Genomic DNA, 26,196 nt, shown 5'->3' with positions numbered 1-26,196 from the left:
TCGGGTCGCGCCGAGGCGCTTCCTCGTTCCCCGATGGCTCAGCCGCAATCTGCTGGTCGAGTAGCCGCGCAGCGGCGTATCGAGACCCGCCCGCCAGCGCCGCCGCCTCTGCTGGTCGAGTAGCCGCGCAGCGGCGTATCGGGACCCCGCCTCGCCGAGGCTGCCCCGGCTCAGATCCCGAGCAGCGCCGGCAGCTCGTCGAGGGATCCGATCTGCCGCACGCTCAGGTCGACGGCGTCCTCCGGCAGCTCACGGCCGTGCTCCGGTCCGCCCACCCGGTCGAGCCAGATCCCGCGGAGTCCCGCTCGCGCCGCGCCGATCGCGTCGGTGCCGAGGCGGTCGCCGACGTACAGCGCATCGGACGGAGCCACTCCGAACCGCTCGCAGGCGACCTGGAAGATCCGCGCATCCGGCTTCGTCACGCCGACCTCGCCCGACGCGATCAGGTGCTCGACGCGCTCCGACAGCGCGATCGCGTCCATCTTGCGCGTCTGGAACTCGAGGTCGCCGTTCGTGATCACGCCGATCCGGACGCCCGCCGCGTCGAGCCGGTCGAGGGCGGGCAGAGCGTCGTCGTGCAGCGTCCACGCGGCCACGTACTGCTCGAGGTAGGCGGCGAACCACTCGCTCGCCTCCTCCGGCGACAGCTCGACGCCCGCGTCGGCTGCGAAGGCCGTCGCACGGGCGCGCCGCTGCCCCTCGTAGTCGAGCTCGCCCGCCAGGTAGCGGTGGTAGTGCTCCTCCTCGAGGTCGTACCAGCGGCGCTGGATCTCACCCGCCTCGCCGGAGTACGCGTCGCCGAGCGCCGTCGCGTGCGCGACGATCCCCTTCCGGACCGCCCGGGCGTGCTGGAAGAGGGTGTCGTCGAGGTCGAAGAGCGCGAGCCGCAGCACGGCTCAGCGGGTGCGGCGGAGGAAGCCGATGCGGTCGTAGACGGTCGCGAGCGTCTTCTCCGCCGTCTCGGAGGCGCGGTCGGCCGCACGGGACAGCACGCGGTCGAGCTCGGCCGGGTCCGCCAGCAGCTCGGCCGTCCGGGCGCGGATCGGGTCGAACGTCGCGGCGACGACCTCGACGAGACCCTTCTTCAGGTCGCCGTAGCCGCGGCCGGCGTACTCCTGCTCGAGCGACTCGACCGTGCGGTCGGCCAGAACGGAGTAGATCGTGAGCAGGTTCGAGACGCCGGGCTTGGCGGCGCGGTCGAACCGCACCTCCGACTCCGTGTCGGTGACGGCCCGCATGATCTTCTTCGCGGTCGCCTTCGGTTCGTCGAGCACGCTCAGCAGGCCCGCGTCCGACTCCGCCGACTTCGACATCTTGGCGCCGGGGTTCTGCAGGTCGTAGATCTTCGCCGTCTCGCGGGCGATGTGCGGCTCCGGGATCGCGAAGGTCTCGCCGAAGCGCGTGTTGAAGCGCCCCGCGAGGTCGCGGGTGAGCTCGAGGTGCTGGCGCTGGTCCTCGCCGACGGGCACGGCGTCGGTCTGGTAGAGCAGGATGTCGGCCGCCATGAGGATCGGGTAGGTGAAGAGGCCGACCGAGGCGGCTTCGGTGCCCTGCTTCGCCGACTTGTCCTTGAACTGCGTCATGCGGCTCGCCTCGCCGAAGCCGGTCACCGTGTTCAGGATCCACGCCAGCTCGGCGTGCGCGGGCACGTGCGACTGGATGAACAGAGTCGAGCGCTCGGGGTCGATGCCGGCCGCGATGTACTGTGCAGCGGTCGCGCGCGTGCGCTCGCGCAGCTCGGCCGGGTCCTGCGGCACGGTGATCGCATGGAGGTCGACGACGCAGAAGTACGCGTCGAAGTCCTCCTGCATGGCGACCCACTGCGTGAGCGCGCCGATGTAGTTGCCGAGGTGCAGCGAGCCCGAGGAGGGCTGCATGCCCGAGAAGATGACGGGCTTCGCGCCCGGAGCGGTGGGGGTCATGGTGAGGCCTCAGTTGCGGTGCGGTGGCGCGGTGATCGCGCGGGGGAGTGGTGGAGGGTCAGAGCTCGTAGTCGACGACGACGGGGGCGTGGTCGGACCAGCGGGTGTCCCAGCTGTCGGCACGGTCGATCTCGTAGCTGCGCGCGAGCGCGGCGAGCTCGGGGGTGGCGAGCTGGTAGTCGATGCGCCAGCCGGTGTCGGTGTCGAAGGCCTGGCCGCGCTGCGACCACCAGGTGTAGGGCCCGGGGACCTCGCCCGCGAAGCGGCGGCCGAGGTCGATCCAGCCGAGCCCGGCACCGGCGTTGTAGCCCTCCTCGCCCTCGGCGCCGAGGAAGCGGTCGAAGTAGGCGCGCTCCTCGGGGAGGAAGCCGGCCTTCTTGACGTTGCCCTTCCAGTTCTTGATGTCGAGGGTGCGGTGGCCGACGTTGAGGTCGCCCATCACGACGGCGAGCGGATTGTGCGCCTGCAACTGGGGCAGCCGCTCGGTCATCGCGTCGAGGAACTTCACCTTCTCGTCCTGCTTCGGGGTGCCGACGCCACCGGAGTGGACGTAGGTCGACACGACGGTGATCGTGCGGTCGCCGACCTCGTAGTCGGCCTCGAGCCAGCGCCCGGCCGAGTCGAAGTCGTCGGCGCCCAGGGCGACCCGGTGGATCGTGGCGCGGTTGCGGGACGCGAGCGCCACTCCGGCGCGGCCCTTCGCGGTCGCCTCGTCGTGCAGCACGTCCCAGTCGTCGCCGAGGAGCCCGGTGAGGTCGTCGGTGGAGGCGCGCACCTCCTGCAGGGCGAGGATGTCGACGTCGCGCGCGGCGAGCCAGTCGCCCATGCCCTTGCGGAACGCGGCGCGGACCCCGTTGACGTTGACGGAGGCGATGCGGAGGAGCTTCTTGGTCACCGGAGCAGTCTATTCTCGGCCGCCGACACGGCCCTCCCGGGCGCCGCGTCTCTTCCCGCTGCGCAGAACGTCAGCCAGGAGGGCCGCTCAGCCACGATGGTGGCCGAGCACGCGTCACAGCTCAGGTTCTGGCCCCCGACCCCCCGACGGTCGGGGGCCATCCGCGGCGCACCCGGTGTCCTCACCTCCGCGTCGGCCCCGGCATCACAACCTCAGCTGTGACAGGGGTGAAACCGCTGACAGCCGGGATACCCCTCTCCGAGCTGAGGTTGCGCACGGCGCAACCGCCGCCGCCCGTCGAGGAGGCGCCCCGGGGAACAGCATGCCGGCGATTCGTCCTCGCCGTCCGTGCCTCGCCCTCGCTGACGCGCCCCACCGCTAAGCCACCCGCGCCGCGGCGGGCGGGGACCGCCGCCCGTGGTGACGGCGAACCGGCGAATCGCGTGTGAGCGATTCGCTGTAGACGTCCGCTGCCCGCTCCCGTAAACGGACCATGTCGCGAAGCCGACTGCGCCGCGGCGGGCGGGGACCGCTGCGCCACCGCTCAGGTGAACCGGCGGATCGCGTCCCAGCGATTCGTCGTAGCCGTCCGCGCCCCGCTCTCGGAAACGCGTCCCCGTCGCGAAGCCACCCGCGCCGCGGCGGGCGGGGACCGCTGCGCCACCGCTCAGGTGAACCGGCGGATCGCGTCCCAGCGATTCGTCGTAGCCGTCCGCGCCCCGCTCTCGGAAACGCATCCCGTCGCGAAGCCGACTGCGCCGCGGCGGGCGGGGACCGCCGCGCCACCGCAGAGGCGAACCGGCGGATCGCGTCCCAGCGATTCGTCGTAGCCGTCCGCGCCCCGCTCTCGGAAACGCATCCCGTCGCGAAGCCGACTGCGCCGCGGCGGGCGGGGACCGCCGCGGAAAAAGGAACAGCCCGCGTCCTGCGCCACCTTCCCTCGGAGAAGAAGAAGGCGGCGCAGGCGCGGGCTGTCGGAGGGACCGCTCAGGACGGTCGTTCGGGGGTCGGCGCGGGTCAGACCGCGGCGACGGGGCGGGCCGTGACGGGCTCGGGCACCTCGGCGACCACGGGGGCGCGCTTGATGCTCTTGGCGATGATGACGGCGATCGCGGTGACGACCATTCCGACGAGGATCGCGACCAGGTAGAGGATCGGCTGTCCGACGAGGCCGGTGACCCAGACTCCGCCGTGCGGGGCGCGGAGGGTCGAGCCGAACAGGGCGACGAGCGCGCCGGTGACGGCCGAGCCGATCATCGCGGAGGGGATCACGCGCAGCGGGTCGACCGCGGCGAACGGGATGGCCCCCTCCGAGATGAAGGACGCGCCGAGCAGGTAGGCGGCCTTGCCGTTCTGGCGCTCGGCGTCGGTGAAGAGGCGCTTGCGCAGCGTCGTCGCCAGGGCGAGACCCAGCGGCGGCGTCATGCCGGCGGCCATCACGATCGCCATCACCTTGAACTGGACCGAGTTCGGGTCGCCGTCGGCGGGGACGGAGGCGAGACCTGTGGTCGCGAAGGCGTACGCCACCTTGTTGACGGGCCCGCCCATGTCGAACGCCATCATGAGGCCCAGGATGATCCCGAGCACGATGAGGTTGCCGCCGGTGAGTCCGGAGAGCCAGGACGAGAGTCCCTCGCTCAGCGCGCGCAGCGGCGCTCCGAGGACGACGAACATCAGGAAGCCGGTGATGAAGGTCGCGATCAGGGGGATGATCACGACGGGCATCAGCGACTTGAAGGCCGCGGGCAGCTTGATCCGCGAGATGTACAGCGCCGCGTATCCGGCGATGAAGCCCGAGGCGAGTCCGCCGAGGAAGCCGGCTCCGACGGTCACTGCGACCGCGCCGCCGAGGAAGCCGGGGGCGATGCCGGGGCGGTCGGCGATACCGAAGGCGATGAAGCCGGACAGCACGGGCACGAGGAACGCGAAGGTCGCTCCTCCGATCAGGAACATGACTCCGGCCCAGTCGGTGATGTTCACCGGGTTGAAGCCGTTGTCGATGATCTGCTGCGGAGTGAAGCTGACGATCTGGTACCCGCCGAACAGGAACGACAGGGCGATCAGCAGACCGCCCGCCGCGACGAACGGGATCATGTACGAGACGCCGGTCATCAGGTTCTGGCGGATGCGCGTGCCGACGCCGACCTTCTTGGGGGCGGCGGGGGCGGCGGCGGCCTGCGCGCGGGCAGGGGCGTCGGCGGGCTTCGCGCTGCGCAGGGCGAGTGCGCGGTCGAGGACCTCATCCGGCTTCGCGAGCGCCTCGGCGACTCCGACCTGGAGGATCGGCTTGCCGGCGAAGCGGTCCTTGCCGCGGACCTCGAGGTCGGCGGCGAGGATGACGACGTCGGCGGCGGCGATGTCGCCCGCGGTCATCTCCTCGGAGCCGGCGGCGCCCTGGGTCTCGACGTGGATCGGGTAGCCGCGCTTCTTCGCGGCCTGCTCGAGCGCCTCCGCGGCCATGTAGGTGTGCGCGATGCCCGCGATGCAGCTCGTGACGGCCACGAAGCGGGGGGCGTCGGAGGAGGTCGCGGCGGCGGCGGGCGGTGCGGCCTGGGCGGTGGCGACGGCGCGGTCGATGACCTCCGAGGCCTTCGCGAGCGCCTCCGAGGTGCCGACCTCGAGGGTCGGCTTCCCGGCGAAGCGCTCCTTGCCGCGGACCTCGAGGTCGGCGGCGAGGATGACGACGTCGGCGTCGGCGATGGTCTGGTCCGACATCGGGTCGGAGCCCGCAGCGCCCTGGGTCTCGACCTGGATCTCGTACCCCTTCTTCTTCGCGGCCTGCTCCAGGGCTTCGGCGGCCATGTAGGTGTGCGCGATGCCGGCGATGCAGCTGGTGACGGCGACGATCCTCATGAGACGACGACCTCTCGGGCGATGATGTCGGCGACCTCCTGGCCGCTGGACGCGGCGCGGAGGGACCCGGTGAAGGACTCGTGGATCAGCTTGCGGGCGAGCTGGGCGAGGATCTTGAGGTGCGCCTGGTCGGCTCCGTCGGGGGCGGCGATCAGGAAGATCAGGTCGGCCGGTCCGTCGGGGGCGCCGAAGTCGACGCCCTGCTTCGCGATGCCGACGGCGACGCTGGGGGCGACGACGTGGGAGGAGCGGGCGTGGGGGATCCCGATGCCGCCGGGCATGCCGGTGGCCATCTGCGCCTCGCGGTCGCGGACGTCGGCGAGGAACCCGTCGAGGTCGGTGACGCGGCCCGCGTCGGCCAGCGTCTTCGCCAGCTGCGCGGTGGCCTCGTCCTTGGTGGCGGCGGTCAGGTCGACGATGACGGTCGAGGCCTCGGTGAGTGCAGTCATGCGCTCAGTTCTCCAATCGGGAGGTGGGGGTCGGGGGACGCGACGACGGTGACGTCGTCGAGTCGGAGGGAGTCGGGCCCCGGGGCTTCGCTGCCCGGGAGCCGGACGGCGGCGGTGCCCCACGCGACTGCTGTCGCGAGGCGCTCCGCCTCCGTGGCGTCGGTGGCCGAGAGGTAGCCCGCGAGGGTGCTGTCCCCGGCGCCGACGGTGCTGAGGGGCACGACGGCGGGTGCGCCCGCCCACCACGACGCGTCGGCCGTGACGAGGAGGGCGCCGTGCTCTCCGAGGCTCACGAGCGCTCGCGCGTCCGGGAGGCGGAGGAGTTCGCGTGCTCCGGCGACGACGTCTCCGACCGTCGGGAGCGAGCGGCCGAGGAGCTCCTCGAGCTCCTCGAGGTTGGGCTTCACCAGGGTCGCCGTGCCGGCCGCGATGATCGCGGTGAGCGGGGCTCCGGAGGTGTCGACGGCGAGCGGGACGCCGAAGTGCAGGGCGAGTCGGCCGAGCGACGCGTAGAAGTCGTCGCCGAGTCCCGGAGGGACGCTGCCGCACGCGACGAGCCAGCGCGGTGCGGCGACGACGTGGTCGCAGATGAGCTCCGAGAGCGCCTTCGCCTCCTCGGGGCTGATCGCCGGGCCGGGCTCGTTGATCTTGGTGGTGCGCCCCGAGGCGTCGTCGACGACGGTGATGTTGGTGCGGATCGGCTGCGCGATCGCGATGCTCGCGGACCGGACGCCCGCCGCCTCGAGCATCGACGAGAGGTCGAGCCCGGTCGAGGCGTCGGCGGGGTAGACAGCCGTGGCCTCGACTCCGTTGCGGGCGAGGGCGCGGGCGACGTTGACACCCTTCCCCGCCGGGTCGCGGCGCACGTCGTGCGCCCGGTTGACCTCGCCGACCGCGAAGCCGCTGGTCGAGAGGGTGACGTCGATGCTCGGGTTGGCGGTGACGGTGACGATCATGCGCGGACCACCTCGGGGCCGGCGGACTCGACGTCGTCGACGGTCTCGTCGTCGAGGCCGCTGTCCGTGATGACGGTGTCGATCGCGGACAGCGGAGCGACGTGCCCGAAGTCCTGCCGGCCGAACTTGGAGTGGTCGGCGAGGACGACGACGCGGCGTGCCGAGGTGATGAGGGCCGACTTGACCACGGCCTCGTCGAGGTCGGGGGTGGTGAGGCCCCGCTCGCGGCTGATGCCGTTGGTGCCGATGAAGGCGACGTCCACCGAGACGGAGGCGATCGCCTGGGCGGCCCACGGGCCGACGGCGGCCTGCGTCACTCCGCGGAGGTGACCGCCGAGCAGGTGCAGATCGATGTTGGGCCGGCCGACGAGCGCCATCGCGACGGGGAGGGAGTGGGTGACGACCGTCAGCCGGCGGTCCAGGGGGAGCAGCTCCGCGAGGCGGACGGTGGTGGTGCCCGCGTCGATGGCGAGCGACCCGCCGTCGGGCACTTCGGCGAGGGCTGCGGTGGCGATGCGGTCCTTCTCGGCGGCGAGGTGGCCCTCGCGGGCGGCGACCTCGGGCTCGATGCCCAGGCGCTCGACCGGGATCGCGCCGCCGTGCGCCCGGCGCAGCAGGCCGCGGCGCTCGAGGCTCGTGAGGTCGCGACGGATCGTCTCGGGCGTGACCGCGAGCGAGAGCGCGAGATCGCGGACCTCGACCCGCCCGTCGGTGCGGGCACGGTCCAGGATCGCCTGGTGGCGCTCCGGTGCGTACATGTCGACTCCGTCGTCTCGATCCAGTGGTGCTCGCGTTCCGCGGGGCGGATCTGCGTTTACATCTTTTTAGACCCGTTTACCCACGAAGTCAACAGAAACAAACATGTTCGACAAGCGTGGAGCAGCGCGCCCGCGGAGTGGGGCGGTCCTCGGATGCGCGGGTCAGGCCGAGAGCTCGGCGAGCTCCTCGTCGAGGCGCTCCAGGCTCTTCTCGATCCGCCGCCGCTTGAGGAGGGAGGCGTCGGCGAGGGCGGTCGTGAGACGCTGCCGCTCCACCTCTGCGAGCGTGCGGCGTGCGGCGCGCAGCTGCTCCTCCTGCTCCTTCTCGCGTTCCTCCGGGGTGAGCTTGCGAGCCGAGATGCCGGCGTCGCTCATCCCGACCGAGATCCACGAGGCGACGATCAGGATGACCTGGCAGACGAGGTTGAACCAGATCAGCAGACCGATGAGGACCGCGAAGGACGCGAGCAGCGGGTTGCGCGACGCGCCGCCGAGCAGCTGCGTCCCGAGGATCTTCAGGGCGCCGAGGGCGACGCCGCCCATCAGCGCTCCGACCCACAGGTTCTTCCACGGGATCGGGATGCCCGACAGGATCCGGAACGATCCGGCGAGGGTCGCGGTGTCGAGCGCGAGCATGATCAGGAGGCCGACCGCACCACCGGTGATGCGTCCGAGCTCCGAGTCGCTGCCGATACCGAGGAAGTCGAAGGCGACGTCGACGAACGTGGTCGAGAACACCGACAGGCCCGCGGAGACGAGCAGCACGGCTCCGAAGACGAGCGCGAGTCCGGCGTCCTTGAGCTTGAGCAGGACGAACAGCGTCGTCGGACCGGGCAGCGTGAAGAGGATCCGGACGGCCTGCCGGAGGCTCCCGAGGAAGTTCAGGGCCGTCCAGAGCAGGACCGCGGCGGCGATGACTCCGGTCCAGCCCAGGATCGACTGGTCCAGCAGCGTGTCGACGGAGACGAGGGAGCCCTTGCCGCCGATCAGTCCGGGGATCGAGCGCTGCACGAGCTCGATCAGCGAATCGCGCAGCGCGGTGTCCCCGCGGACCCAGAAGCCGAACACCGCGAAGAACACGAACAGCGCGCCGAAGACGGCGAAGAGCGCCTGGAACGCCAGGCCCGAGGCGAAGAGCGGCCCGCCGGTCTCGGAGTAGTGCAGGAAGACGCGGAGCGGTCGCGTGCGCAGCACCCGCTCGATCAGCGCCGGGATGCCGCGCGGAGTGTCTGTCGCCGCCTCCGTCATGCCTCCAAGGGTAGGGCCGGAGCGAGGCCGTCTCCTGCACCTCCGGCTCCACCTCCAGCTCCGGCTCGCGGTTCCGCGTTCGGCTCGTCGAACCCGCTTTGTTCCACGAGCCGAACCGAGTCGTGCGAGCCGAGAAGTCCCCACGATGGGCCCCGGCTCGACGGACCGAGGCGTCAGACGGGACGGCCCCGGGCGAGCACGGCGAGGATGCTGTCGAGGGTGCGCGGCCAGTCGTGCATGACGTCGGCATACGTCAAACGGAGGGACGTGTACCCGAGTGCCGCGGCGGCGCGGTCGCGTCGACGGTCCCGCTGGAACGAGCGCTCGTCATCGTGCCAGGCACGGCTGTCGACCTCGATGAGCACCCATCCGTCGACCACGAGATCGACGCGGCCGACACCGGGGACCTGGACCTGGACGTCGCAGGCGAGACCCTGCAGCACGAGACCGACGCGCGCCACCGATTCCGATCCGGACTCGGCCCGCGCGTCGACGAGCCGGACGACGCCCGAGAGTCGGGAGGGGAGGACGCCGACCACTGCAGCGAGGGCGTTCGGCGCTAGGAGACGGAGGCGAAGGCAGGAGTCGGCGACGGCGATCGTGAGAGGGAGCGGCTGACACTGGAAGACCTGTGCGAGGGCCTCCTCGCGAGTCGCCCGGATCGAGCGGTACTCCGCCTCCCGGACGCGATGGCTCCAGTGCGTCACGATTCGAGCATCGAGGACGGCCGGGCGGGGCCTCGAACGTGAGGTGATGGCGAGGGGCAGGCGCTCGTCCGGCGGGGCGGAACGCGCCCGCTTCGGCCAGGAGCGAGATGCAGCTGAGCGAGCCGCACGCGGCAGCGGCCTGCAGTTCGTCGGTGGTCGCGTTCGGCGCGGCGTACCAGCCTCAGCGGATGCGGCGGAGCGCTCCCGCCCTGACCGCGGTCGGAGTGTCGATCCCGATCGCTCGGAGGTACCCGATGTGGTGCACGCCGTACTTCATGCTCCGACACTCGTCGAGCCGCCGCGCAGCTCCGCCCGGCCTCGGCCGATCCTGGGAGAGGGTCGTGACGTCCGTCCCTGGGGAGGAACCTGCGGCCCACCTCCGGCTCGCGGAACGACGTTCGGCTCGCCGGATCCGAGGATTCCGACGAGCCGAACGAGTTCTCACGGCCCAAGCTCGCGGGGAAGTGCTCGTGCGATCAGGCGCGGCCGCGGATGACCGCCTGCTTGACCTCCGCGATCGCCTGAGTGATCTGGATGCCGCGGGGGCACGCCTCGGTGCAGTTGAAGGTCGTGCGGCAGCGCCACACGCCCTCCTTGTCGTTGAGGATGTCGAGACGGGCTCCGCCCGCGTCGTCGCGCGAGTCGAAGATGAAGCGGTGCGCGTTCACGATGGCGGCCGGGCCGAAGTACTGCCCGTCGGTCCAGAACACGGGGCACGACGAGGTGCACGCGGCGCAGAGGATGCACTTCGTGGTGTCGTCGAAGCGGGCGCGGTCGGCGACCGACTGCACGCGCTCCTTGCCCTTGGGCGCCGGGGTGTTGGCGATCAGGAACGGCTGCACCTCGCGGAACGAGGCGAAGAACGGCTCCATGTCGACGACGAGGTCCTTCTCGAGGGGCAGGCCCTTGATCGCCTCGATGTAGATCGGCTGCGAGATGTCGAGATCCTTGATCAGCGTCTTGCAGGCCAGGCGGTTGCGCCCGTTGATGCGCATCGCGTCCGAGCCGCAGATGCCGTGCGCGCAGGAACGGCGGAAGGTCAACGACCCGTCCTGGTCCCACTTGATGCGGTGCAGGGCGTCGAGGACGCGGTCGGTCGAGTACATCTCGACGTCGAAGTCCTGCCAGCGCGGCTCGGCGTCCACCTCGGGGTCGAAGCGGCGGATGATGAACGTGACGGTGAACGCCTCCGGGGCGGCGGGGGCCGCGGGGGGCTGCTCGAGGGTAGCGGTCGACATGGCTAGTACTTCCTCTCCATCGGCTGGTACCGGGTGATCACGACGGGCTTCCAGTCGAGCCGGATGTGGTCACCGGCATCGGAGGAGTGGGCGTCACCGGAGAGGTACGCCATCGTGTGCTGCATGTAGTTGTCGTCGTCGCGCTTGGGGAAGTCGTCGCGCATGTGACCGCCACGGCTCTCCTTGCGGTTGCGCGCCGAGAACACGACGACCTCAGCGAGGTCGAGGAGGAAGCCGAGCTCGACGGCCTCCAGGAGATCGGTGTTGAAGCGCTTGCCCTTGTCCTGCACCGAGATGTTGCGGAACCGGTCGCGCAGGCGCTGGATCGTGCCGGTGACCTGCTCGAGCGACTCGTCGGTGCGGAACACCTGGGCGTTCTTGTCCATCTCGTCCTGCAGCTCCTTGCGGATCGAGGCGATCCGCTCGGTGCCGGTCGCGTCGCGGAGCGAGGCGAGCATGTCGCGGATCGCTCCGGCCGGGTCGGCGGGCAGGGGAGTGAAGTCGACGGTCTTGGCGTAGTCGGCCGCGTTGTTGCCGCTGCGCTTGCCGAAGACGTTGATGTCGAGGAGGGAGTTGGTGCCGAGGCGGTTGGAGCCGTGCACCGACACGCAGGCGCACTCGCCGGCCGCGTACAGGCCCGGCACGACGGTGGTGTTGTCCGAGAGGACCTCGGCCTTCACGTTCGTCGGGATGCCGCCCATCGCGTAGTGCGCGGTCGGCATGACCGGCACCGGCTCGACGACCGGGTCGACACCGAGGTAAGTGCGGGCGAACTCGGTGATGTCCGGGAGCTTCGTCTCGAGGACCTCGGCGCCCAGATGCGTGCAGTCGAGCAGCACGTAGTCCTTGTGCGGACCGGCGCCGCGGCCCTCCGCGACCTCCTGGACCATGCACCGCGCGACGATGTCGCGGGGCGCGAGGTCCTTGATGGTCGGGGCGTAGCGCTCCATGAAGCGCTCGCCCGAGGCGTTGCGGAGGATCGCGCCCTCTCCTCGCGCTCCCTCGGTGAGGAGGATGCCGAGGCCGGCGAGGCCGGTCGGGTGGAACTGGAAGAACTCCATGTCCTCGAGGGGCAGGCCCTTGCGCCAGATGATGCCGACTCCGTCGCCGGTCAGCGTGTGCGCGTTCGAGGTGGTCTTGTAGATCTTGCCGAAGCCGCCGGTCGCGAAGATGATCGCCTTCGCCTGGAACACGTGCAGCTCGCCCGTCGCGAGCTCGTACGCCACGACTCCGGAGGGCTTGTCGACGCCGTCGACCTTCGTCATCACGAGGTCGAGCACGTAGAACTCGTTGTAGAAGTTGATGCCGAGGCGGACGCAGTTCTGGAACAGCGTCTGCAGGATCATGTGGCCGGTGCGGTCGGCCGCGTAGCAGGCGCGGCGCACGGGCGCCTTGCCGTGGTCGCGGGTGTGACCGCCGAAGCGGCGCTGGTCGATCTTGCCGTCCTCGGTGCGGTTGAAGGGGAGGCCCATGTTCTCGAGGTCGATGACCGCGTCGATGGCCTCCTTCGCGAGGATCTCGGCCGCGTCCTGGTCGACGAGGTAGTCGCCGCCCTTGACCGTGTCGAAGGTGTGCCACTCCCAGCTGTCCTCCTCGACGTTCGCGAGCGCGGCGGCCATGCCGCCCTGCGCCGCTCCGGTGTGGGAGCGCGTCGGGTAGAGCTTCGAGATCACGGCGGTCTTCGCCTTGGGGCCGGCCTCGATGGCCGCCCGCATGCCGGCGCCGCCGGCGCCGACGATGACCACGTCGAACTGGTGGTAGTGGACGCCGTCGGGTCCGACGGTCTGCGTGAAGGCGCTCTGGTCGCCGCCGGGGTGTACGTGGCCTGCTGTGCTCACTGGGTGGGTGCTCCGTTGTGCGGGTGAGGAGGACGGGGAGGGGTGCCGGACCCGGGAGGAGGCGCCGCGGTCGACCGCAGCGCCTCCTCCCGCATCAGCGGCGGTGCGTCAGGCGCCGCAGAACGACGGCAGGAACTCGGCCGCCGTGTTCGGCGGGCACGGGTCGAACGCGAAGACGACCCAGGTTCCGAGGACGATCAGGGAGACGACGGCCACGAGGATCCCGCCCTTGAAGGCGCGGGCCAGCAGCGGCGAGGTCGCGTAGTCGTTGACCAGCGTGCGCATGCCGTTCCCGCCGTGGATCAGGGCGAGCCACAGCATGAGGACGTCCCACCACTGCCAGAACGGGTTCGCGAGCTTGCCGCCGACGAAGCCGAAGTCGATGGCCTTGATGCCGTCGCCGAGCAGGAGGTTGTAGATCAGGTGCCCGAAGATCAGGACGATCAGCACGACGCCGGAGGCGCGCATGTAGATCCAGCCCCACTTCTCCCAGTTCGTCCCGGAGGAACGAGTCGGGGTGTGCGGCGTGCGGGGGGCGGCGACGGTGCTCATTCCCCTCCTCCCTCTCCGAAGACGAACATGAGGTGGCGCGGCGCGAAGCCGAGCATCAGCACGACCCAGAGGCCCATGACCACCCAGAAGAGCAGGCGCTGGTTGCGCGTCGCCCAGCTCCAGAAGTCGACCAGGATGATGCGCAGGCCGTTCAGGGCGTGGAACGCGATGGCGCCCACCAGCCCCGTCTCGCCCAGGCCCATGATCGGGTTCTTGTAGGTTCCGATCACCGCGTCGTACGCCTCCGGGCTCACGGCGATGAGGGCCGAGTCCAGGACGTGGACGAGGAGGAAGAAGAAGATGGCGACACCGGTGATGCGGTGGAGCACCCACGACCACATGCCTTCGCGACCGCGGTAGAGGGTTCCGGCCGGACGGCGGATCTTCCCCTGCTTCCGGGGTGCGAGGGTCTGAGCAGCTTGAACTGACACGGACAACCCTCCCTGGTTGTGCACTCCGACGGCCTGACCTGCTCCGCGTCTCGTGGACGCGGACGGGGCGGGGGAGCGACGAGATTCTCGCCCTTCGATTCTAAACGGCGTTCCGGGAGAGCGCGGCTAAGGCGAGCCTTAGCTGCGGTGCTCCACCACGGCGGGCACCCCGACGGCCGCGTAGTGGCCCAGCAGTTCGTCCGTGAGCGCGCTCCAGGTCCGGTGCAGCACGCGCCGCCGCCCCGCCTCGCCGAGGCGGGCGCGCAGGGCGGGGTCGCGGACGAGGCGCTCGACCTGACGGCGCAGATCGGAGTCGCTCTCGGGGGCGTAGAGGAGGCCGTCGACGCCGTGCTCGATCAGGTCGGTCGGTCCGCCCGCGTGCGGGGCGACGACCGCGGTCCCGGACGCCTGCGCCTCCTGGACCGTCTGGCCGAACGTCTCCTCCGTGCCCGTGTGCACGAAGACGTCGAGTGCGGCGTAGACGGCGGGCAGCCGCTCGCCGTCGAGCCGGCCGAGCATGCGGGCGCGAGACCCGACGGCCGCGGCGACCCGGGCGGAGGAGGGGCCGTAGCCGCCGACCACGAGCGCCGCGTCGGGGAGTGAGGCGAGTGCGGCGAGGCGCTCCACTCTCTTCTCGGGCGAGAGCCGGCCGATGTAGCCGACGAGCGCCTCGTCCGGAGCGAGCGGCGCGCGCACCTCGTGGGCGTAGGGGGAGGAGCGCATCCGGGGGTGGAAGCGGTCGCTCTGCACGCCGCGTCCCCAGAGCGCAGTGCGCTCGATCCCCGCGGCGGAGAGATCGTCGAGCGCGCTGCTGGAGGGGGCGAGAGTCAGGTCGGCACCCGCGTGGATCTGCCGGATGACCTTCCAGGCGAGCGCGCGCGCTCCCCGGATGCCGTACCGCGCGGCGAAGCGGGCGACGTCCGTCTGGTAGACGGCCACGCTCGGCACGCCCAGGCGGTTCGCCGAGGCGATGGCGCGTGCCCCCAGTAGGAAGGGCGAGGCGACGTGCACGACGTCGGGCGCGAAGTCCGCGAGCTCGCGCGTGAGGGCGAGGGTCGGGATGCCGACCGGGAAGTCGCGGTAGGCGATCGCGGGATGCTCGACCACGCGGTGCCCGGCGTAGCGGGCCGGTGCTCCCGCGGCGGGGCAGACCACCAGGGCCTCGATGCCGCGGGCGGCGAACTCGTCGAGGACCCGCAGGACGCTCGTGGTCACGCCGTTCAACGACGGCAGGAAGCTCTCGGTGACGACCGCGACTCTCACGCCCCGGACGCTACGGCGCCCGCGTGAACGGCGCAGCGCCGCCCGGTGAACGGACGGTCGCGTCCGGACGCCCTTGTATCCTGCGGACATGACATCACCTGAGACCGATGGCCGCGCCCCGCTCGACCGCTTCTACAGCGTGATCCCCGCAGGTGGGATCGGCTCGAGGCTGTGGCCGCTCTCCCGGGCCGACGCCCCGAAGTTCCTGCACGACCTCACCGGCTCGGGCCAGACCCTCCTGCGCGACACGTGGGAGCGTCTCGCTCCGATCTCGGGCGCCGACCGGATCATGGTCGTCACCGGCCGGGCGCACCGCGCCGCCGTCGAGCGCCAGCTCGAGAAGCTCGAGGACGTCAACGTCGTGCTCGAGAGCGAGCCGCGCGACTCCTCCGCCGCGATCGGCCTGGCCGCCGCGATCCTCGAGCGCCGCGAGCCCGGAGTGATCATCGGCTCGTTCGCGGCCGACCACGTCATCAGCGGTCAGCACCTCTTCCACGACGCCGTCGCGGAGGCGGTCATCGCCGCCGACGCGGGCTACATCGCGACGATCGGCATCACGCCGACGGAGCCGGCGGTCGGATTCGGCTACATCAGGACCGGCGACCACCTCGGCATCGACGGCGCCCCGCACACCCTCGCCGTCGACTCCTTCGTCGAGAAGCCCGACGCGGACACGGCCCGCGAGTACGTCAGCAGTGGTCAGTACCTCTGGAACGCCGGCATGTTCATCGCCCGCGCCGACCGGCTCCTCGAGGAGCTCGGACGCTCCAAGCCGAAGCTGCTCGCGGGGCTCCTCGAGCTCGCCGAGGCGTGGGACACCCCCGAGCGCGGCGCGGTCGTGGACCGCATCTGGCCGGGCCTGGAGAAGATCGCGATCGACTACTCCGTCGCCGAGCCGGCCGCCGCCGAGGGCAAGCTCGCGGTCATCCCCGGTCACTTCTCCTGGGACGACGTCGGGGACTTCGCCTCCATCGCGAAGCTGCACGCGAGCGGTCTCCGCTCCGACCTCGCGATCCTGGGCGAGGACGCCCGCGTCCTGGCCGACTCCGCCACCGGAATCGTCGTCAGCGGCGGCAACCGCACCATCGCCCTCATCGGAGTGAAGGACATCGTCGTCGTCGACACCCCCGACGCCCTCCTCGTCACCACCACCGAGAACGCGCAGAAGGTCAAGGGCGTCGTCGACGCCCTCCGCCTCTCGGGCCGCACCGACGTCCTCTAGCCCCACCCTCCTCGAAGCGCGGCCTCCCCCCGGGAGCGCCGCGCTTCGCCGTTCCCGCGTCGCACACCCCCGTCCTCGGCAGCGCGACCCTCCTGCTGCCCGTACTCGTCCCTCCTGCTGTCCGTACTCGTCCGCGCGCAGCGCGCAGCCCTCCTGCTGTCCGTGCCCGTCCGCGCGCAGCGCGCAGCCCTCCTGCTGTCCGTGCCCGTCCGCGCGCAGCGCGCAGTCACTCCGAACAGCTCGGAACCTCGAGCGCATGGTGGAGGGCCGCGAGCGGAGATCGCGTGCCAGCGATGTCCGCCAGCCCGACGCACCCCGCTCTCGGAAACGCCCCACCTCTGCGAGCCGACCGCGGTGGAGGAGGCGCCCGCGCCTCCTCCACAAAATAAACACCGTGTAACGACTTCCGAACGCATCCCCCGGAAGCCCTGAGTGAATCGTCACATTGGGTAACGTGAGCGGATCGACGCCCTGCTGCGCACGACGCTCGGGCCGAATCCTGGAGGACGAATCTCTTGACTATCACCACGCGTAAGGCCGCGTTCGGCGGTCTCGCCGCTCTGGGCGTCACCGCGCTTCTCGCCGGTTGCGCCTCCGCTCCCGAGGAGGGCGACTCGGGCGCCGCCGCGACGAGCGACTTCCTGCCCTGCATGGTCTCGGACGCCGGCGGCTTCGACGACAAGTCCTTCAACGAGCTGGGCTACACCGGTCTCGTCGAGGCGTCGGAGGAGCTCGGTGTCGAGCCGGTCGACGTGACCTCCGAGTCCGAGACCGACTACGCCCCGAACCTCACGAGCCTCGTCGATCAGGGCTGCAACCTGATCATCACGGTCGGCTTCGCGCTCGCCGATGCGACCAAGGCCGCGGCCGAGGCGAACACCGACATCGACTTCGCGATCATCGACGACGCCTCGATCGACCTCGAGAACGTCAAGCCGATCACGTTCGACACCTCGCAGTCCGCGTTCCTCGCGGGCTACGCGGCGGCGTCGTACTCGAAGACCGGCGTCGTCGGCACCTTCGGCGGCCAGCCCTACCCGACCGTCACCATCTTCATGGACGGCTACGCGGACGGTGTCGCCTACTACAACGAGCAGAAGGGCACCGACGTGAAGGTCGTCGGCTGGGACGTCGCGTCGCAGAACGGCTCCTTCACCGGCGGGTTCGCGGCGGGCGTCGAGGCGAAGTCGGCGGCGCAGTCGCTGATCGACCAGAACGCCGACGTCATCCTCCCCGTGGGCGGCCCGATCTTCCAGTCGGCGATCGAGGCGATCCGCGACTCCGGCAAGGAGATCGCCATGGTCGGTGTCGACGCCGACCTGTACGAGACCTACCCGGACGGGTCGGACCTGTACCTGACCTCGATCCTCAAGGGCATCAAGGAGGGCACGTCCGACGTGACCGCCTCCGCCGGTGCCGGCGAGTTCGACGCCACGCCGTACGTGGGCACGCTCGAGAACGACGGAGTGGGCATCGCCCCGTTCCACGACTTCGAGTCGAAGGTCTCGCCGGACCTGCAGGGCGAGCTGGACGCGATCACCGAGGGCATCATCGACGGGTCGATCACCGTCGAGTCGCCGTCGGCTCCCGCCGCGTCCTAGTCGACGCGAAGAGGCCGGCCGGCCCCGGGGGATCCCGGAGCCGGCCGGCCTCTTTTCTCTGCCGCCGCAGGGTTCCCTCTGCGAAAGGGCGCAGCGGTGGCGCGGTACGTCCCCTCTCTGTCGCCGGACGTCCTCGTGCCCCGCCGACGCCGGGAGCCCGACCGAAAGTTAGATTGGTTCCATGAAGCTCGAACTGCGGGGCATCACGAAGCGCTTCGGCGCCCTCGTGGCCAACGACCACATCGATCTCACGGTCGAACCCGGCGAGATCCACTGCCTCCTGGGCGAGAACGGCGCGGGCAAGTCGACTCTGATGAACGTGCTCTACGGCCTCTACCAGGCCGAGGAGGGCGAGATCCTGCTCGACGACGCCGTCCAGCACTTCTCGGGGCCCGGCGACGCCATGAAGGCGGGCATCGGCATGGTGCACCAGCACTTCATGCTCGTGCCGGTCTTCTCGGTCGCCGAGAACGTGATGCTCGGTCACGAGCAGACGAAGTCCGGCGGTCGACTCGACCTCGCCGCGGCGCGCGCCCGGGTGCGGGAGATCTCGGACCGCTTCGGCTTCGACGTCGATCCCGACGCGATCGTGGAGGATCTGCCCGTCGGCGTGCAGCAGAGGGTCGAGATCATCAAGGCGCTCTCGCGCGACGCCCGCGTCCTCGTCTTCGACGAGCCCACGGCGGTGCTCACCCCGCAGGAGACGGACGAGCTCATCGCGATCATGCGCCAGCTGCGCGCGGCAGGCACCGCCATCGTCTTCATCACGCACAAGCTGCGCGAGGTGCGCGAGGTCGGCGACCGCATCACGGTCATCCGCCTCGGCAAGGTCGTCGGAGAGGCGTCGCCGACGGCGAGCAACGCCGAACTGGCGTCGCTGATGGTGGGTCGCGCCGTCGAGCTGACCGTGCGGAAGGAGCAGGCGCGCGCGGGCGACGAGGCCCTGGTCGTCAGCGGACTCACGGTCCGCGACGCGAACGGGCAGGCCGTCGTCGACGACGTCTCGTTCGAGGTCCGCCGCGGCGAGATCCTCGCCATCGCCGGCGTGCAGGGCAACGGGCAGACCGAGCTGACCGAGGCGATCATGGGGCTGCAGGAGCGGGTCGAGGGCACCGTGACCCTCGACGGCAAGCGGCTCGACGGCCTCTCGGTGCGCCGCGTCCTCGACTCCGGGGTCGGCTTCGTTCCCGAGGACCGCACGGAGGACGGCCTGGTCGCCGAGTTCACGATCGCCGAGAACCTCATGCTCGACCGCAGCGACGGAGGCCCCTTCGTGAAGGGCCTCAACCTGCGGTTGAAGGAGCTCGACCGCTTCGCCGAGGAGCGCGTGCGCGAGTTCGACGTCCGGGCGCAGGGCATCGGCACCCACGTGGGCCGCCTCTCCGGCGGCAACCAGCAGAAGGTCGTCCTGGCGCGCGAGCTGAGCCGGGAGCTGAGGCTCTTCATCGCGGCTCAGCCCACCCGCGGCATCGACGTCGGCTCGATCGAGTTCGTGCACAAGCGGATCGTCGAGACCCGCGACACCGGCGTGCCCGTGATCGTCGTCTCGACCGAGCTCGACGAGGTGGCCGCCCTGGCCGACCGCATCGCGGTCATGTACAAGGGCGGCATCATCGGCATCGTGCCCGCCGACACCCCCCGCGACGTGCTGGGGCTCATGATGGCCGGGCAGTCGCCCGCCGAGAAGGGAGCGGCGGCGTGAGCGACGCGCAACTGCCCGCGGTCGATCCCGACGCGGAGACCGAGAAGTCCACCGGCCTCGAGCCCGGCCAGAAGCCGGGTCAGGAGGCGCGCCCCGGCGCGGTCGAGAGCGGCGCGTCCCGCGTGCTGCGCGAGATCCTCTCGGGCACCGCTCTGATGTCGGTGCTCGCCGTGCTGCTCTCGCTGATCGCGGGCGGCGTGCTGATCGCGGCGACGGACCCCGATGTCCAGGAGGCGTCCGGCTACTTCTTCGCGCGCCCGGTCGACACCCTGCAGGCGATCTGGCAGTCGGTCGCCGGCGCCTACTCCTCCCTCTTCCAGGGATCCGTCTACAACTTCCGCCGCGAGGGCTTCGCGAACGGCATCAAGCCGCTCACCGACACGCTCGCGTTCGCGACTCCGCTGATCGCGGGCGGTCTGGGTGTCGCGCTCGCGTTCCGCGTCGGCCTGTTCAACATCGGCGGCCGCGGGCAGATGCTGATCGCGGCGGCGTGCGCCGGCTGGGTCGGCTTCTCCTTCGACCTGCCGTGGGGCGTCCACCTGATCGTCGCGCTCGCCGCCGGCATCCTGGGCGGCGCGCTGTGGGGAGGGCTCGTCGGCGTGCTCAAGGCGCGCACCGGGGCGCACGAGGTGATCCTCACGATCATGCTCAACTACGTCGCCTTCTACCTGATCTCGTACCTGCTCCGCACTCCCGGCGCGCTGCAGGCGCCGGGCTCGAACAACCCGAAGACCCCGGCGATGAAGGAGACGGCGGTCTTCCCGTCGCTCCTCGGCCCGAGCTACTCGCTCACCCTCGGCTTCTTCTTCGCGATCCTCGCGACCGTCTTCGTCTGGTGGCTCCTGAACCGCTCGAGCATCGGCTTCAAGTTCCGCGCGGTGGGCGAGAACCCGCACGCGGCACGGGTGGCCGGCATCGACGTCAAGAACAGCTACGTGTACGCCATGCTCCTCTCCGGCGGTCTCCTCGGCCTCGCGGGCAGCGCGCAGGTGATGGGCACCGTCACGACGGGCTTCACGTCCGGGATCGACGCCGGCATCGGCTTCGACGCGATCACCGTCGCCCTGCTCGGGCGGTCGCGGCCGTGGGGCGTGTTCTTCGCGGGCATCCTCTTCGGCGCGTTCAAGGCGGGCGGCTACTCCATGCAGGCCGCCCAGGGCGTGCCGATCGACGTCGTCCTCGTCGTGCAGTCGCTGATCGTCCTCTTCATCGCCGCTCCGCCCCTGGTGCGCGCGATCTTCCGCCTGCCCGCTCCCGGCGCCGCGCCGAGACGCCGCACGCGCCGAGCCTCGGAGGTCTCCGCATGAGCGCCCTCGCCACCACTGCGCCCGTCGGAGGCTCCCGGGTCGCGGTCCGCAGCTGGAAGGCGCCGATCGCGTTCGGCGTGTTCGCGCTGCTCTCGATCGTGCTGTTCGTCGCGCTGGGCCGCGACGGCACCAGTTCGTTCCGTCTCGCTGCCGGCGGGGACTTCTTCGCCCTGCCGGACCTGCCCTTCCCCACCCGGGCGACGGGAGTGGTCGTCGCCGTGGTCACCGTCGTGCTGACCGTGCTCGCCGCCCTGATGACGCGGGCGGCGCGGCGCATCCCGCTCTGGTTCTCGACGGTGTTCGCCCTCGTGTTCCTGATCGGGTTCCTCGTCTGGGCGTCCGCGGGCGCGACACTGCCCGTCTCGGGACTGCTGCTCGGCACCGTCGGCCTCGCCACTCCGCTCATCTTCGGCTCGCTGGGCGGGGTGATCTCGGAGCGGGTCGGAGTCGTCAACGTCGCGATCGAGGGGCAGCTGCTCGCGGGCGCCTTCACCGCGGCGGTCGTCGCCTCGATCACCCGCCAGCCGGTCCTGGGCCTCGTCGCGGCGATGCTGGCGAGCGTGCTCGTGTCGTTCGTTCTGGCCGCGTTCGCGATCAAGTACGTGGTCGATCAGGTGATCGTCGGCGTCGTCCTGAACGTCCTCGTGACCGGATTGACGAGCTTCCTCTACTCCCAGGTGCTCACGTCGGACTCGCCCACCTTCAACTCGCCCGTGCAGTTCGAGACGCTGCCGATCCCGGTGCTCAGCCAGATCCCGGTGATCGGCGCCGTGCTGTTCAAGCAGTCGATCATCGTCTACCTCATGTACCTCGCGATCTTCGCCGTGTGGTGGGGTCTCTTCAAGACGAAGTGGGGCCTCCGCCTGCGCGCCGTGGGCGAGCACCCGCAGGCCGCGGACACCGTCGGCATCGACGTGGCGCGAACCCGTTTCTGGAACGTGTCGCTCGCGGGCGCCATCGCCGGCATCGGCGGCGCGTACTACACGCTCGACGCCGTCGGCTCGTTCGGCAAGGAGATGACCGCCGGAGCCGGCTTCATCGCCCTCGCCGCGGTCATCTTCGGCCGCTGGGACCCGATCAAGGCGACCCTCGCGTCGCTGCTGTTCGGGTTCGCGACCAACCTGCAGAACGTCCTCGGCGTCATCGGCTCGCCGGTGCCGAGCGAGTTCATGCTGATGCTGCCGTACCTGGTGACGATCTTCGCGGTCGCCGGCCTGGTCGGGCAGTCCCGCGGACCGGCGGCCGCCGGCAAGCCGTACCTGAAGTCCTGAGAGGGGTCCCGTGACCGACATCGACTGGGAGGCGCTGCGCGCCGCCGCCAACGACGCCATGCGCCGCGCCTACGCCCCCTACTCGCAGTTCCCGGTGGGAGCGGCCGCGCTCGTGGACGACGGCCGCATCATCGCGGGCTGCAACGTCGAGAACGCCTCCTACGGCATCGGGCTCTGCGCCGAGTGCGCGCTCGTCTCCTCCCTGCACATGACCGGCGGCGGAAAGCTCGTCGCCTTCACCTGCGTGGACGGAAACGGGGCGACCCTGATGCCCTGCGGACGCTGCCGTCAGCTCCTCTTCGAGCACTCGGCCGACGGGATGGTCCTCGAGACGGTCTCGGGGTTGCGCACGATCGACGAGGTCATCCCCGACGCGTTCGGCCCCCGCACCCTCCAGGCGTACGCGGGGGAGTAGCGGCCCGCCGCCTCCCCGCCCGCTCCGCACACGATCCGAGGACAGCAATGACCGGCTCCACTCCCGTCGAGGCCTTCGACGCCGTCGACATCATCCGCACCAAGCGCGACAGGGGCACCCTGTCGACCGCGCAGATCGACTGGCTGATCGACGCGTACACCCGCGGCTACGTCGCCGACGAGCAGATGGCGGCGTTCGCCATGGCCGTGCTCCTGAACGGCATGGAGCGCGACGAGATCCGCGATCTGACGCTGGCCATGATCGCGAGCGGCGAGCGGATGAGCTTCGACGGGCTCGGCAAGCGGACCGTCGACAAGCACTCGACGGGAGGCGTGGGCGACAAGATCACGCTGCCGCTGATGCCGCTCGTGGCCTCGTTCGGCGTCGCCGTGCCCCAGCTCTCGGGGCGGGGCCTCGGCCACACCGGCGGCACGCTCGACAAGCTCGAGGCGATCCCCGGCTGGCACGCCGAGCTCGGCAACGACGAGATGTTCGAGCAGCTGCGCACGGTCGGCGGAGTGATCTGCGCGGCCGGCTCCGGCCTCGCCCCCGCCGACAAGAAGCTCTACGCCCTGCGCGACATCACCGGCACCGTCGAGGCGATCCCGCTGATCGCGTCCTCGATCATGTCGAAGAAGATCGCGGAGGGGACCGACGCGCTGGTCCTGGACGTCAAGTTCGGCTCGGGCGCCTTCATGGTCGACATCGAGCGCTCGCGCGAGCTGGCCCGCGCGATGGTCGACCTCGGCAACGACGCGGGCGTCCGCACGACGGCGCTGCTCACGAACATGAACGTCCCGCTCGGTCTCGCCATCGGCAACGCCAACGAGGTGCGGGAGTCGGTCGAGGTCCTCGCCGGCGGCGGTCCGGCCGACGTGCGCGAGCTGACCCTCGCGCTCGCCCGCGAGATGCTCGACCTGGCGGGCCTGCCCGACGCCGATGTCGAGGGGGCGCTGGACGGAGGAGCGGCCATGGACACGTGGAACGCGGTGATCCGCGCTCAGGGCGGCGACCCGACCGCGGCGCTGCCCGTCGCCCGCGAGACGCACGTGGTCCGCGCCGACCGCGACGGGGTCCTCGTCGAGCAGCGCGCCCTGCCGTTCGGGATCGCCGCGTGGCGTCTCGGGGCGGGGCGGGCGCGGCAGCAGGACGCCGTGCAGCACGCGGCGGGCATCGACCTGCACGCGAAGCCGGGCGACCGCGTCCACGCGGGCGAGCCCCTCTTCACCCTCTCGGCCGACGAGCCGGCTCGCTTCGAGCGCGCGCTCGCGGCGCTCGAGGGCGCCTACCGCCTCGGCGACGCGGGCGAGGCCGTCCTCGACGGCGGGCCGCTCGTGGCCGAGCGCATCGCCTGAGCGGAGCGTCGCGGTCGCTCGTCAGAGGCGACCGACGGCGTCGAGGACGAGGTCCCAGAAGCGATCGGAGTCGATCCCGGTCGCGACGCTCGTCCGGCAGTCGGCGGGCGCCGCCGAGCGCAGATCCGCGACCGTCATCCCCACGGTGTGCTCGCCCCGCAGCTCGACCGTGAGCGGAGCCCGCCGCACCTCGAGGATCGACGCATCGATGACGTGCGCGACCGCGACCGCATCGTGCACCGGGGGAGCGTCGAAGCCCTGCGCGTCCCGGTAGCTCTCGGCGAAGAAGTCGAGGAGTCCGACGCAGAAGCGGCCGACATCGGAGTCGAGGGCGCGGAACCGCGCGACGACCTCCTCGGTCGCGAGCGCGCGGTGCGTGACGTCGAGACCGACCATGGTCACGTCCCATCCCGCGCCGACGACGATGTGGGCCGCCTCGGGGTCGGCGAGGATGTTGAACTCCGCGGTCGCCGTCCAATTGCCGCCCTGCACGCCGCCGCCCATCAGGACCACCTCGCGCACGCGCTCCGCGAGGCGCGGTTCGCGGCGCACCGCCATCGCGATGTTCGTCAGCGGACCGGTCGGCACGAGGGTGATCGAGCCCGCGGGGGAGCCCATGACCTCCTCGATGATCAGATCGACCGCGTGGCGCGGATCGAGCGCCGGGCGGTCCTCAGGGAGGGACGGCCCGTCCATCCCGCTCTCGCCGTGGATGCTCGGCGCGGGCTCCGTCTCGCGGACGAGCGGCCGGTGCATCCCCGCCGCGATCGGTACTCCGACGAGACCGGCGACGGCGGCCACCGCGCGGGCGTTCCCGGTCACCTTCTCCAGTGACTGGTTGCCGGCGACGGTGGTGATCGCGACCAGCTCGATCGCAGGGCTGCCGTGCGCCAGGAGGATCGCGAGGGCGTCGTCGTGGCCGGGGTCGCAGTCCAGGATGATCCGTCGTCCGCTCATCCCCGCACCCTACGCCGCTCCTCCACAGGCGCATGCCGCGCCCGTTCCCGGAGGCGGCGGACCGGTCCCGTCACCGCGTCGGCCCCCGGCAGTATGGTGGTCCGCGAACCGTCGCCCGACCCCGAGGAGCACCGTGACCGACACCACCGACGAGTACCTCCTCCCGGGTGAGGGGATCCTCATCGACGACCTGCCGAAGGTCTCGCTGCACGACCACCTCGACGGGGGTCTGCGTCCCGCGACGATCCTCGAGCTCGCGATCGAGGCCGGAGTCCCGGTGCCTTCGGACGAGCCCGAGGCGCTGGGCCGCTGGTTCCGCACGACCGCCGACTCCGGCTCGCTGACCGACTACCTGGCCACCTTCGAGACGACCGTGGCCGTCATGCAGACCGCCCCCCAGCTCGAGCGGGTGGCGCGCGAGTTCGTCCTCGACCTCGCCGCCGACGGAGTGGTGCACGGCGAGGTGCGCTGGGCGCCCGAGCAGCACCTGCGCTCCGGCCTCTCGCTCGACGCCGCGGTCGAGGCCGTGCAGGAGGGGCTCCAGCAGGGGGTCCAGGAGGCGGCCGCGCACGGCTCCCGCCTGAGCGTCGGGCAGCTGATCACCGCGATGCGGCACACCGACCGCTCCCTCGAGATCGCCGAGCTCGCCCTGCGCCACCGCGAGCGCGGAGCGATCGGGTTCGACATCGCCGGCGCCGAGGCGGGCTTCCCCGCCTCGCTGCACCGCCCCGCGTTCGAGCTCCTCGCTGCGGCGCACTTCCCGACCACGGTCCACGCCGGCGAGGCCGACGGTCTCGACAGCATCCGCTCCGCCCTCCTCGACGGTCGCGCGCTGCGGTTGGGCCACGGAGTGCGGCTCGCCGAGGACATCGCGATCGAGCGCCAGGACGACGACGCCAGCTACGTCACGCTCGGCGAGCTGGCCGAGTGGGTGAAGGACAGGCGCATCGCCCTCGAGCTCAGCCCTTCCTCGAACCTCCAGACGGGCGCGATCGCCGCCTGGGGCACCGAGCTCCTCGATCACCCCTTCGACCTGCTGTACCAGCTCGGCTTCGGGGTCACGGTCAACACCGACAACCGCCTGATGAGCGGTACGACCCTCAGCCGCGAGCTCGCGCTGCTCTCGGACGCCTTCGGGTACGACCTCTACGACTTCGAGGCGTTCCAGATCACCGCCGCGGAGGCCAGCTTCCTCCCGCTCGACGAGCGCCGAGAGCTCGTCGAGACGATCAGCGCCGGCTTCGAAGCGGCCTGAC

23 protein-coding genes are annotated in these 26,196 nt (G+C 71.1%); 8 read left to right on the top strand and 15 right to left on the bottom strand.

Translation table 11 applies throughout. The annotated features are described in order from the left end of the window. Positions 1-170: 170 nt before the first annotated feature. The 14 genes from LRG51_RS05575 to LRG51_RS05510 all read right to left on the bottom strand — a co-directional run bounded on the left by LRG51_RS05575 (position 171) and on the right by LRG51_RS05510 (position 15,110). Positions 171-893: an HAD family hydrolase gene (locus tag LRG51_RS05575; protein ID WP_230671576.1), complete on the bottom strand. Its 723-nt coding sequence runs from the start codon at positions 891-893 to the stop codon at positions 171-173. Between the two features lie 3 nt (positions 894-896). Further along, positions 897-1,922 (bottom strand): tryptophan--tRNA ligase, encoded by a 1,026-nt coding sequence (trpS, locus tag LRG51_RS05570; protein ID WP_082481016.1) that lies wholly within the window; start codon positions 1,920-1,922, stop codon positions 897-899. Positions 1,923-1,980: 58 nt separating this feature from the next. Further along, the gene (locus tag LRG51_RS05565; RefSeq protein WP_055787977.1) at positions 1,981-2,817 is read right to left on the bottom strand and encodes an exodeoxyribonuclease III; all 837 of its coding nucleotides are present in this window, start codon (positions 2,815-2,817) and stop codon (positions 1,981-1,983) included. A gap of 1,017 nt (positions 2,818-3,834) precedes the next feature. Then, positions 3,835-5,670 (bottom strand): PTS fructose-like transporter subunit IIB, encoded by a 1,836-nt coding sequence (locus LRG51_RS05560; RefSeq protein ID WP_230671574.1) that lies wholly within the window; start codon positions 5,668-5,670, stop codon positions 3,835-3,837. Beyond that, positions 5,667-6,119, bottom strand: a complete 453-nt coding sequence (locus LRG51_RS05555; protein WP_055787979.1) for a PTS sugar transporter subunit IIA — start codon at positions 6,117-6,119, stop codon at positions 5,667-5,669. The genes LRG51_RS05560 and LRG51_RS05555 overlap by 4 nt, the downstream gene beginning before the upstream one ends. Next, positions 6,116-7,075 (bottom strand): 1-phosphofructokinase family hexose kinase, encoded by a 960-nt coding sequence (locus LRG51_RS05550; protein ID WP_055787981.1) that lies wholly within the window; start codon positions 7,073-7,075, stop codon positions 6,116-6,118. Before LRG51_RS05550 ends, LRG51_RS05555 begins: the two co-directional genes overlap by 4 nt. Continuing rightward, positions 7,072-7,833 (bottom strand): DeoR/GlpR family DNA-binding transcription regulator, encoded by a 762-nt coding sequence (locus LRG51_RS05545; RefSeq protein ID WP_055787984.1) that lies wholly within the window; start codon positions 7,831-7,833, stop codon positions 7,072-7,074. The genes LRG51_RS05550 and LRG51_RS05545 overlap by 4 nt, the downstream gene beginning before the upstream one ends. A gap of 162 nt (positions 7,834-7,995) precedes the next feature. Further along, the gene (locus tag LRG51_RS05540) at positions 7,996-9,081 is read right to left on the bottom strand and encodes a YihY/virulence factor BrkB family protein (protein ID WP_055787988.1); all 1,086 of its coding nucleotides are present in this window, start codon (positions 9,079-9,081) and stop codon (positions 7,996-7,998) included. Positions 9,082-9,254: 173 nt separating this feature from the next. Beyond that, on the bottom strand, positions 9,255-9,788 hold the full coding sequence (locus tag LRG51_RS05535) for a DUF559 domain-containing protein (protein WP_230671572.1): 534 nt from the start codon (positions 9,786-9,788) through the stop codon (positions 9,255-9,257). 476 nt (positions 9,789-10,264) lie between these two features. Further along, positions 10,265-11,026, bottom strand: a complete 762-nt coding sequence (locus tag LRG51_RS05530; protein ID WP_055787993.1) for a succinate dehydrogenase iron-sulfur subunit — start codon at positions 11,024-11,026, stop codon at positions 10,265-10,267. A 2-nt stretch (positions 11,027-11,028) separates the two neighbouring features. Continuing rightward, the gene (gene sdhA, locus LRG51_RS05525; RefSeq protein WP_230673091.1) at positions 11,029-12,771 is read right to left on the bottom strand and encodes a succinate dehydrogenase flavoprotein subunit; all 1,743 of its coding nucleotides are present in this window, start codon (positions 12,769-12,771) and stop codon (positions 11,029-11,031) included. Positions 12,772-12,972: 201 nt separating this feature from the next. Further along, positions 12,973-13,416 carry a succinate dehydrogenase hydrophobic membrane anchor subunit gene (locus tag LRG51_RS05520; protein ID WP_055787999.1) on the bottom strand — a complete coding sequence of 148 codons (444 nt, stop codon included), beginning with the start codon at positions 13,414-13,416 and terminating at the stop codon, positions 12,973-12,975. Continuing rightward, positions 13,413-13,847 (bottom strand): succinate dehydrogenase, cytochrome b556 subunit, encoded by a 435-nt coding sequence (gene sdhC, locus LRG51_RS05515; protein ID WP_372488113.1) that lies wholly within the window; start codon positions 13,845-13,847, stop codon positions 13,413-13,415. Before sdhC ends, LRG51_RS05520 begins: the two co-directional genes overlap by 4 nt. A 138-nt stretch (positions 13,848-13,985) precedes the next feature. Then, positions 13,986-15,110 (bottom strand): glycosyltransferase family 4 protein, encoded by a 1,125-nt coding sequence (locus LRG51_RS05510; RefSeq protein WP_055788007.1) that lies wholly within the window; start codon positions 15,108-15,110, stop codon positions 13,986-13,988. An 88-nt stretch (positions 15,111-15,198) separates the two neighbouring features. On the opposite strand from LRG51_RS05510, the gene LRG51_RS05505 reads away from it, so the two are divergent. From LRG51_RS05505 to LRG51_RS05475, 7 genes are all read left to right on the top strand, one after another. Then, the gene (locus tag LRG51_RS05505; RefSeq protein WP_107574788.1) at positions 15,199-16,332 is read left to right on the top strand and encodes a mannose-1-phosphate guanylyltransferase; all 1,134 of its coding nucleotides are present in this window, start codon (positions 15,199-15,201) and stop codon (positions 16,330-16,332) included. 515 nt (positions 16,333-16,847) lie between these two features. Beyond that, positions 16,848-17,933: a BMP family lipoprotein gene (locus LRG51_RS05500; protein WP_055788016.1), complete on the top strand. Its 1,086-nt coding sequence runs from the start codon at positions 16,848-16,850 to the stop codon at positions 17,931-17,933. A gap of 181 nt (positions 17,934-18,114) precedes the next feature. After that, the gene (locus LRG51_RS05495) at positions 18,115-19,635 is read left to right on the top strand and encodes an ABC transporter ATP-binding protein (protein WP_230671570.1); all 1,521 of its coding nucleotides are present in this window, start codon (positions 18,115-18,117) and stop codon (positions 19,633-19,635) included. Beyond that, complete coding sequence (locus LRG51_RS05490) at positions 19,632-20,942, top strand: ABC transporter permease (protein ID WP_230671569.1); 1,311 nt, start codon at positions 19,632-19,634, stop codon at positions 20,940-20,942. The genes LRG51_RS05495 and LRG51_RS05490 overlap by 4 nt, the downstream gene beginning before the upstream one ends. After that, the gene (locus tag LRG51_RS05485; protein ID WP_230671567.1) at positions 20,939-22,213 is read left to right on the top strand and encodes an ABC transporter permease; all 1,275 of its coding nucleotides are present in this window, start codon (positions 20,939-20,941) and stop codon (positions 22,211-22,213) included. The genes LRG51_RS05490 and LRG51_RS05485 overlap by 4 nt, the downstream gene beginning before the upstream one ends. Before the next feature lie 10 nt (positions 22,214-22,223). Continuing rightward, positions 22,224-22,628: a cytidine deaminase gene (locus tag LRG51_RS05480; protein ID WP_107574791.1), complete on the top strand. Its 405-nt coding sequence runs from the start codon at positions 22,224-22,226 to the stop codon at positions 22,626-22,628. A gap of 47 nt (positions 22,629-22,675) precedes the next feature. Continuing rightward, positions 22,676-23,983: a thymidine phosphorylase gene (locus LRG51_RS05475; protein ID WP_230671565.1), complete on the top strand. Its 1,308-nt coding sequence runs from the start codon at positions 22,676-22,678 to the stop codon at positions 23,981-23,983. A 21-nt stretch (positions 23,984-24,004) separates the two neighbouring features. On the opposite strand, the gene uriH is transcribed toward LRG51_RS05475, so the two are convergent. Further along, on the bottom strand, positions 24,005-24,940 hold the full coding sequence (gene uriH / locus LRG51_RS05470) for a uridine-preferring nucleoside hydrolase UriH (protein ID WP_230671564.1): 936 nt from the start codon (positions 24,938-24,940) through the stop codon (positions 24,005-24,007). Between the two features lie 133 nt (positions 24,941-25,073). Here uriH and LRG51_RS05465 point away from each other — a divergent pair, with 133 nt between their 5' ends. Then, a complete protein-coding gene (locus LRG51_RS05465) occupies positions 25,074-26,195 on the top strand; it encodes an adenosine deaminase (RefSeq protein ID WP_230671562.1) in 1,122 nt (373 codons plus the stop codon). Position 26,196 lies beyond the last annotated feature (1 nt).

Origin of the sequence: Rathayibacter sp. Leaf248 (genome assembly GCF_920939495.1) — a bacterium.
Classification (GTDB): Bacteria; Actinomycetota; Actinomycetes; order Actinomycetales; family Microbacteriaceae; genus Rathayibacter; species Rathayibacter caricis.
This window is presented reverse-complemented; position numbering and strand designations above follow the sequence as displayed.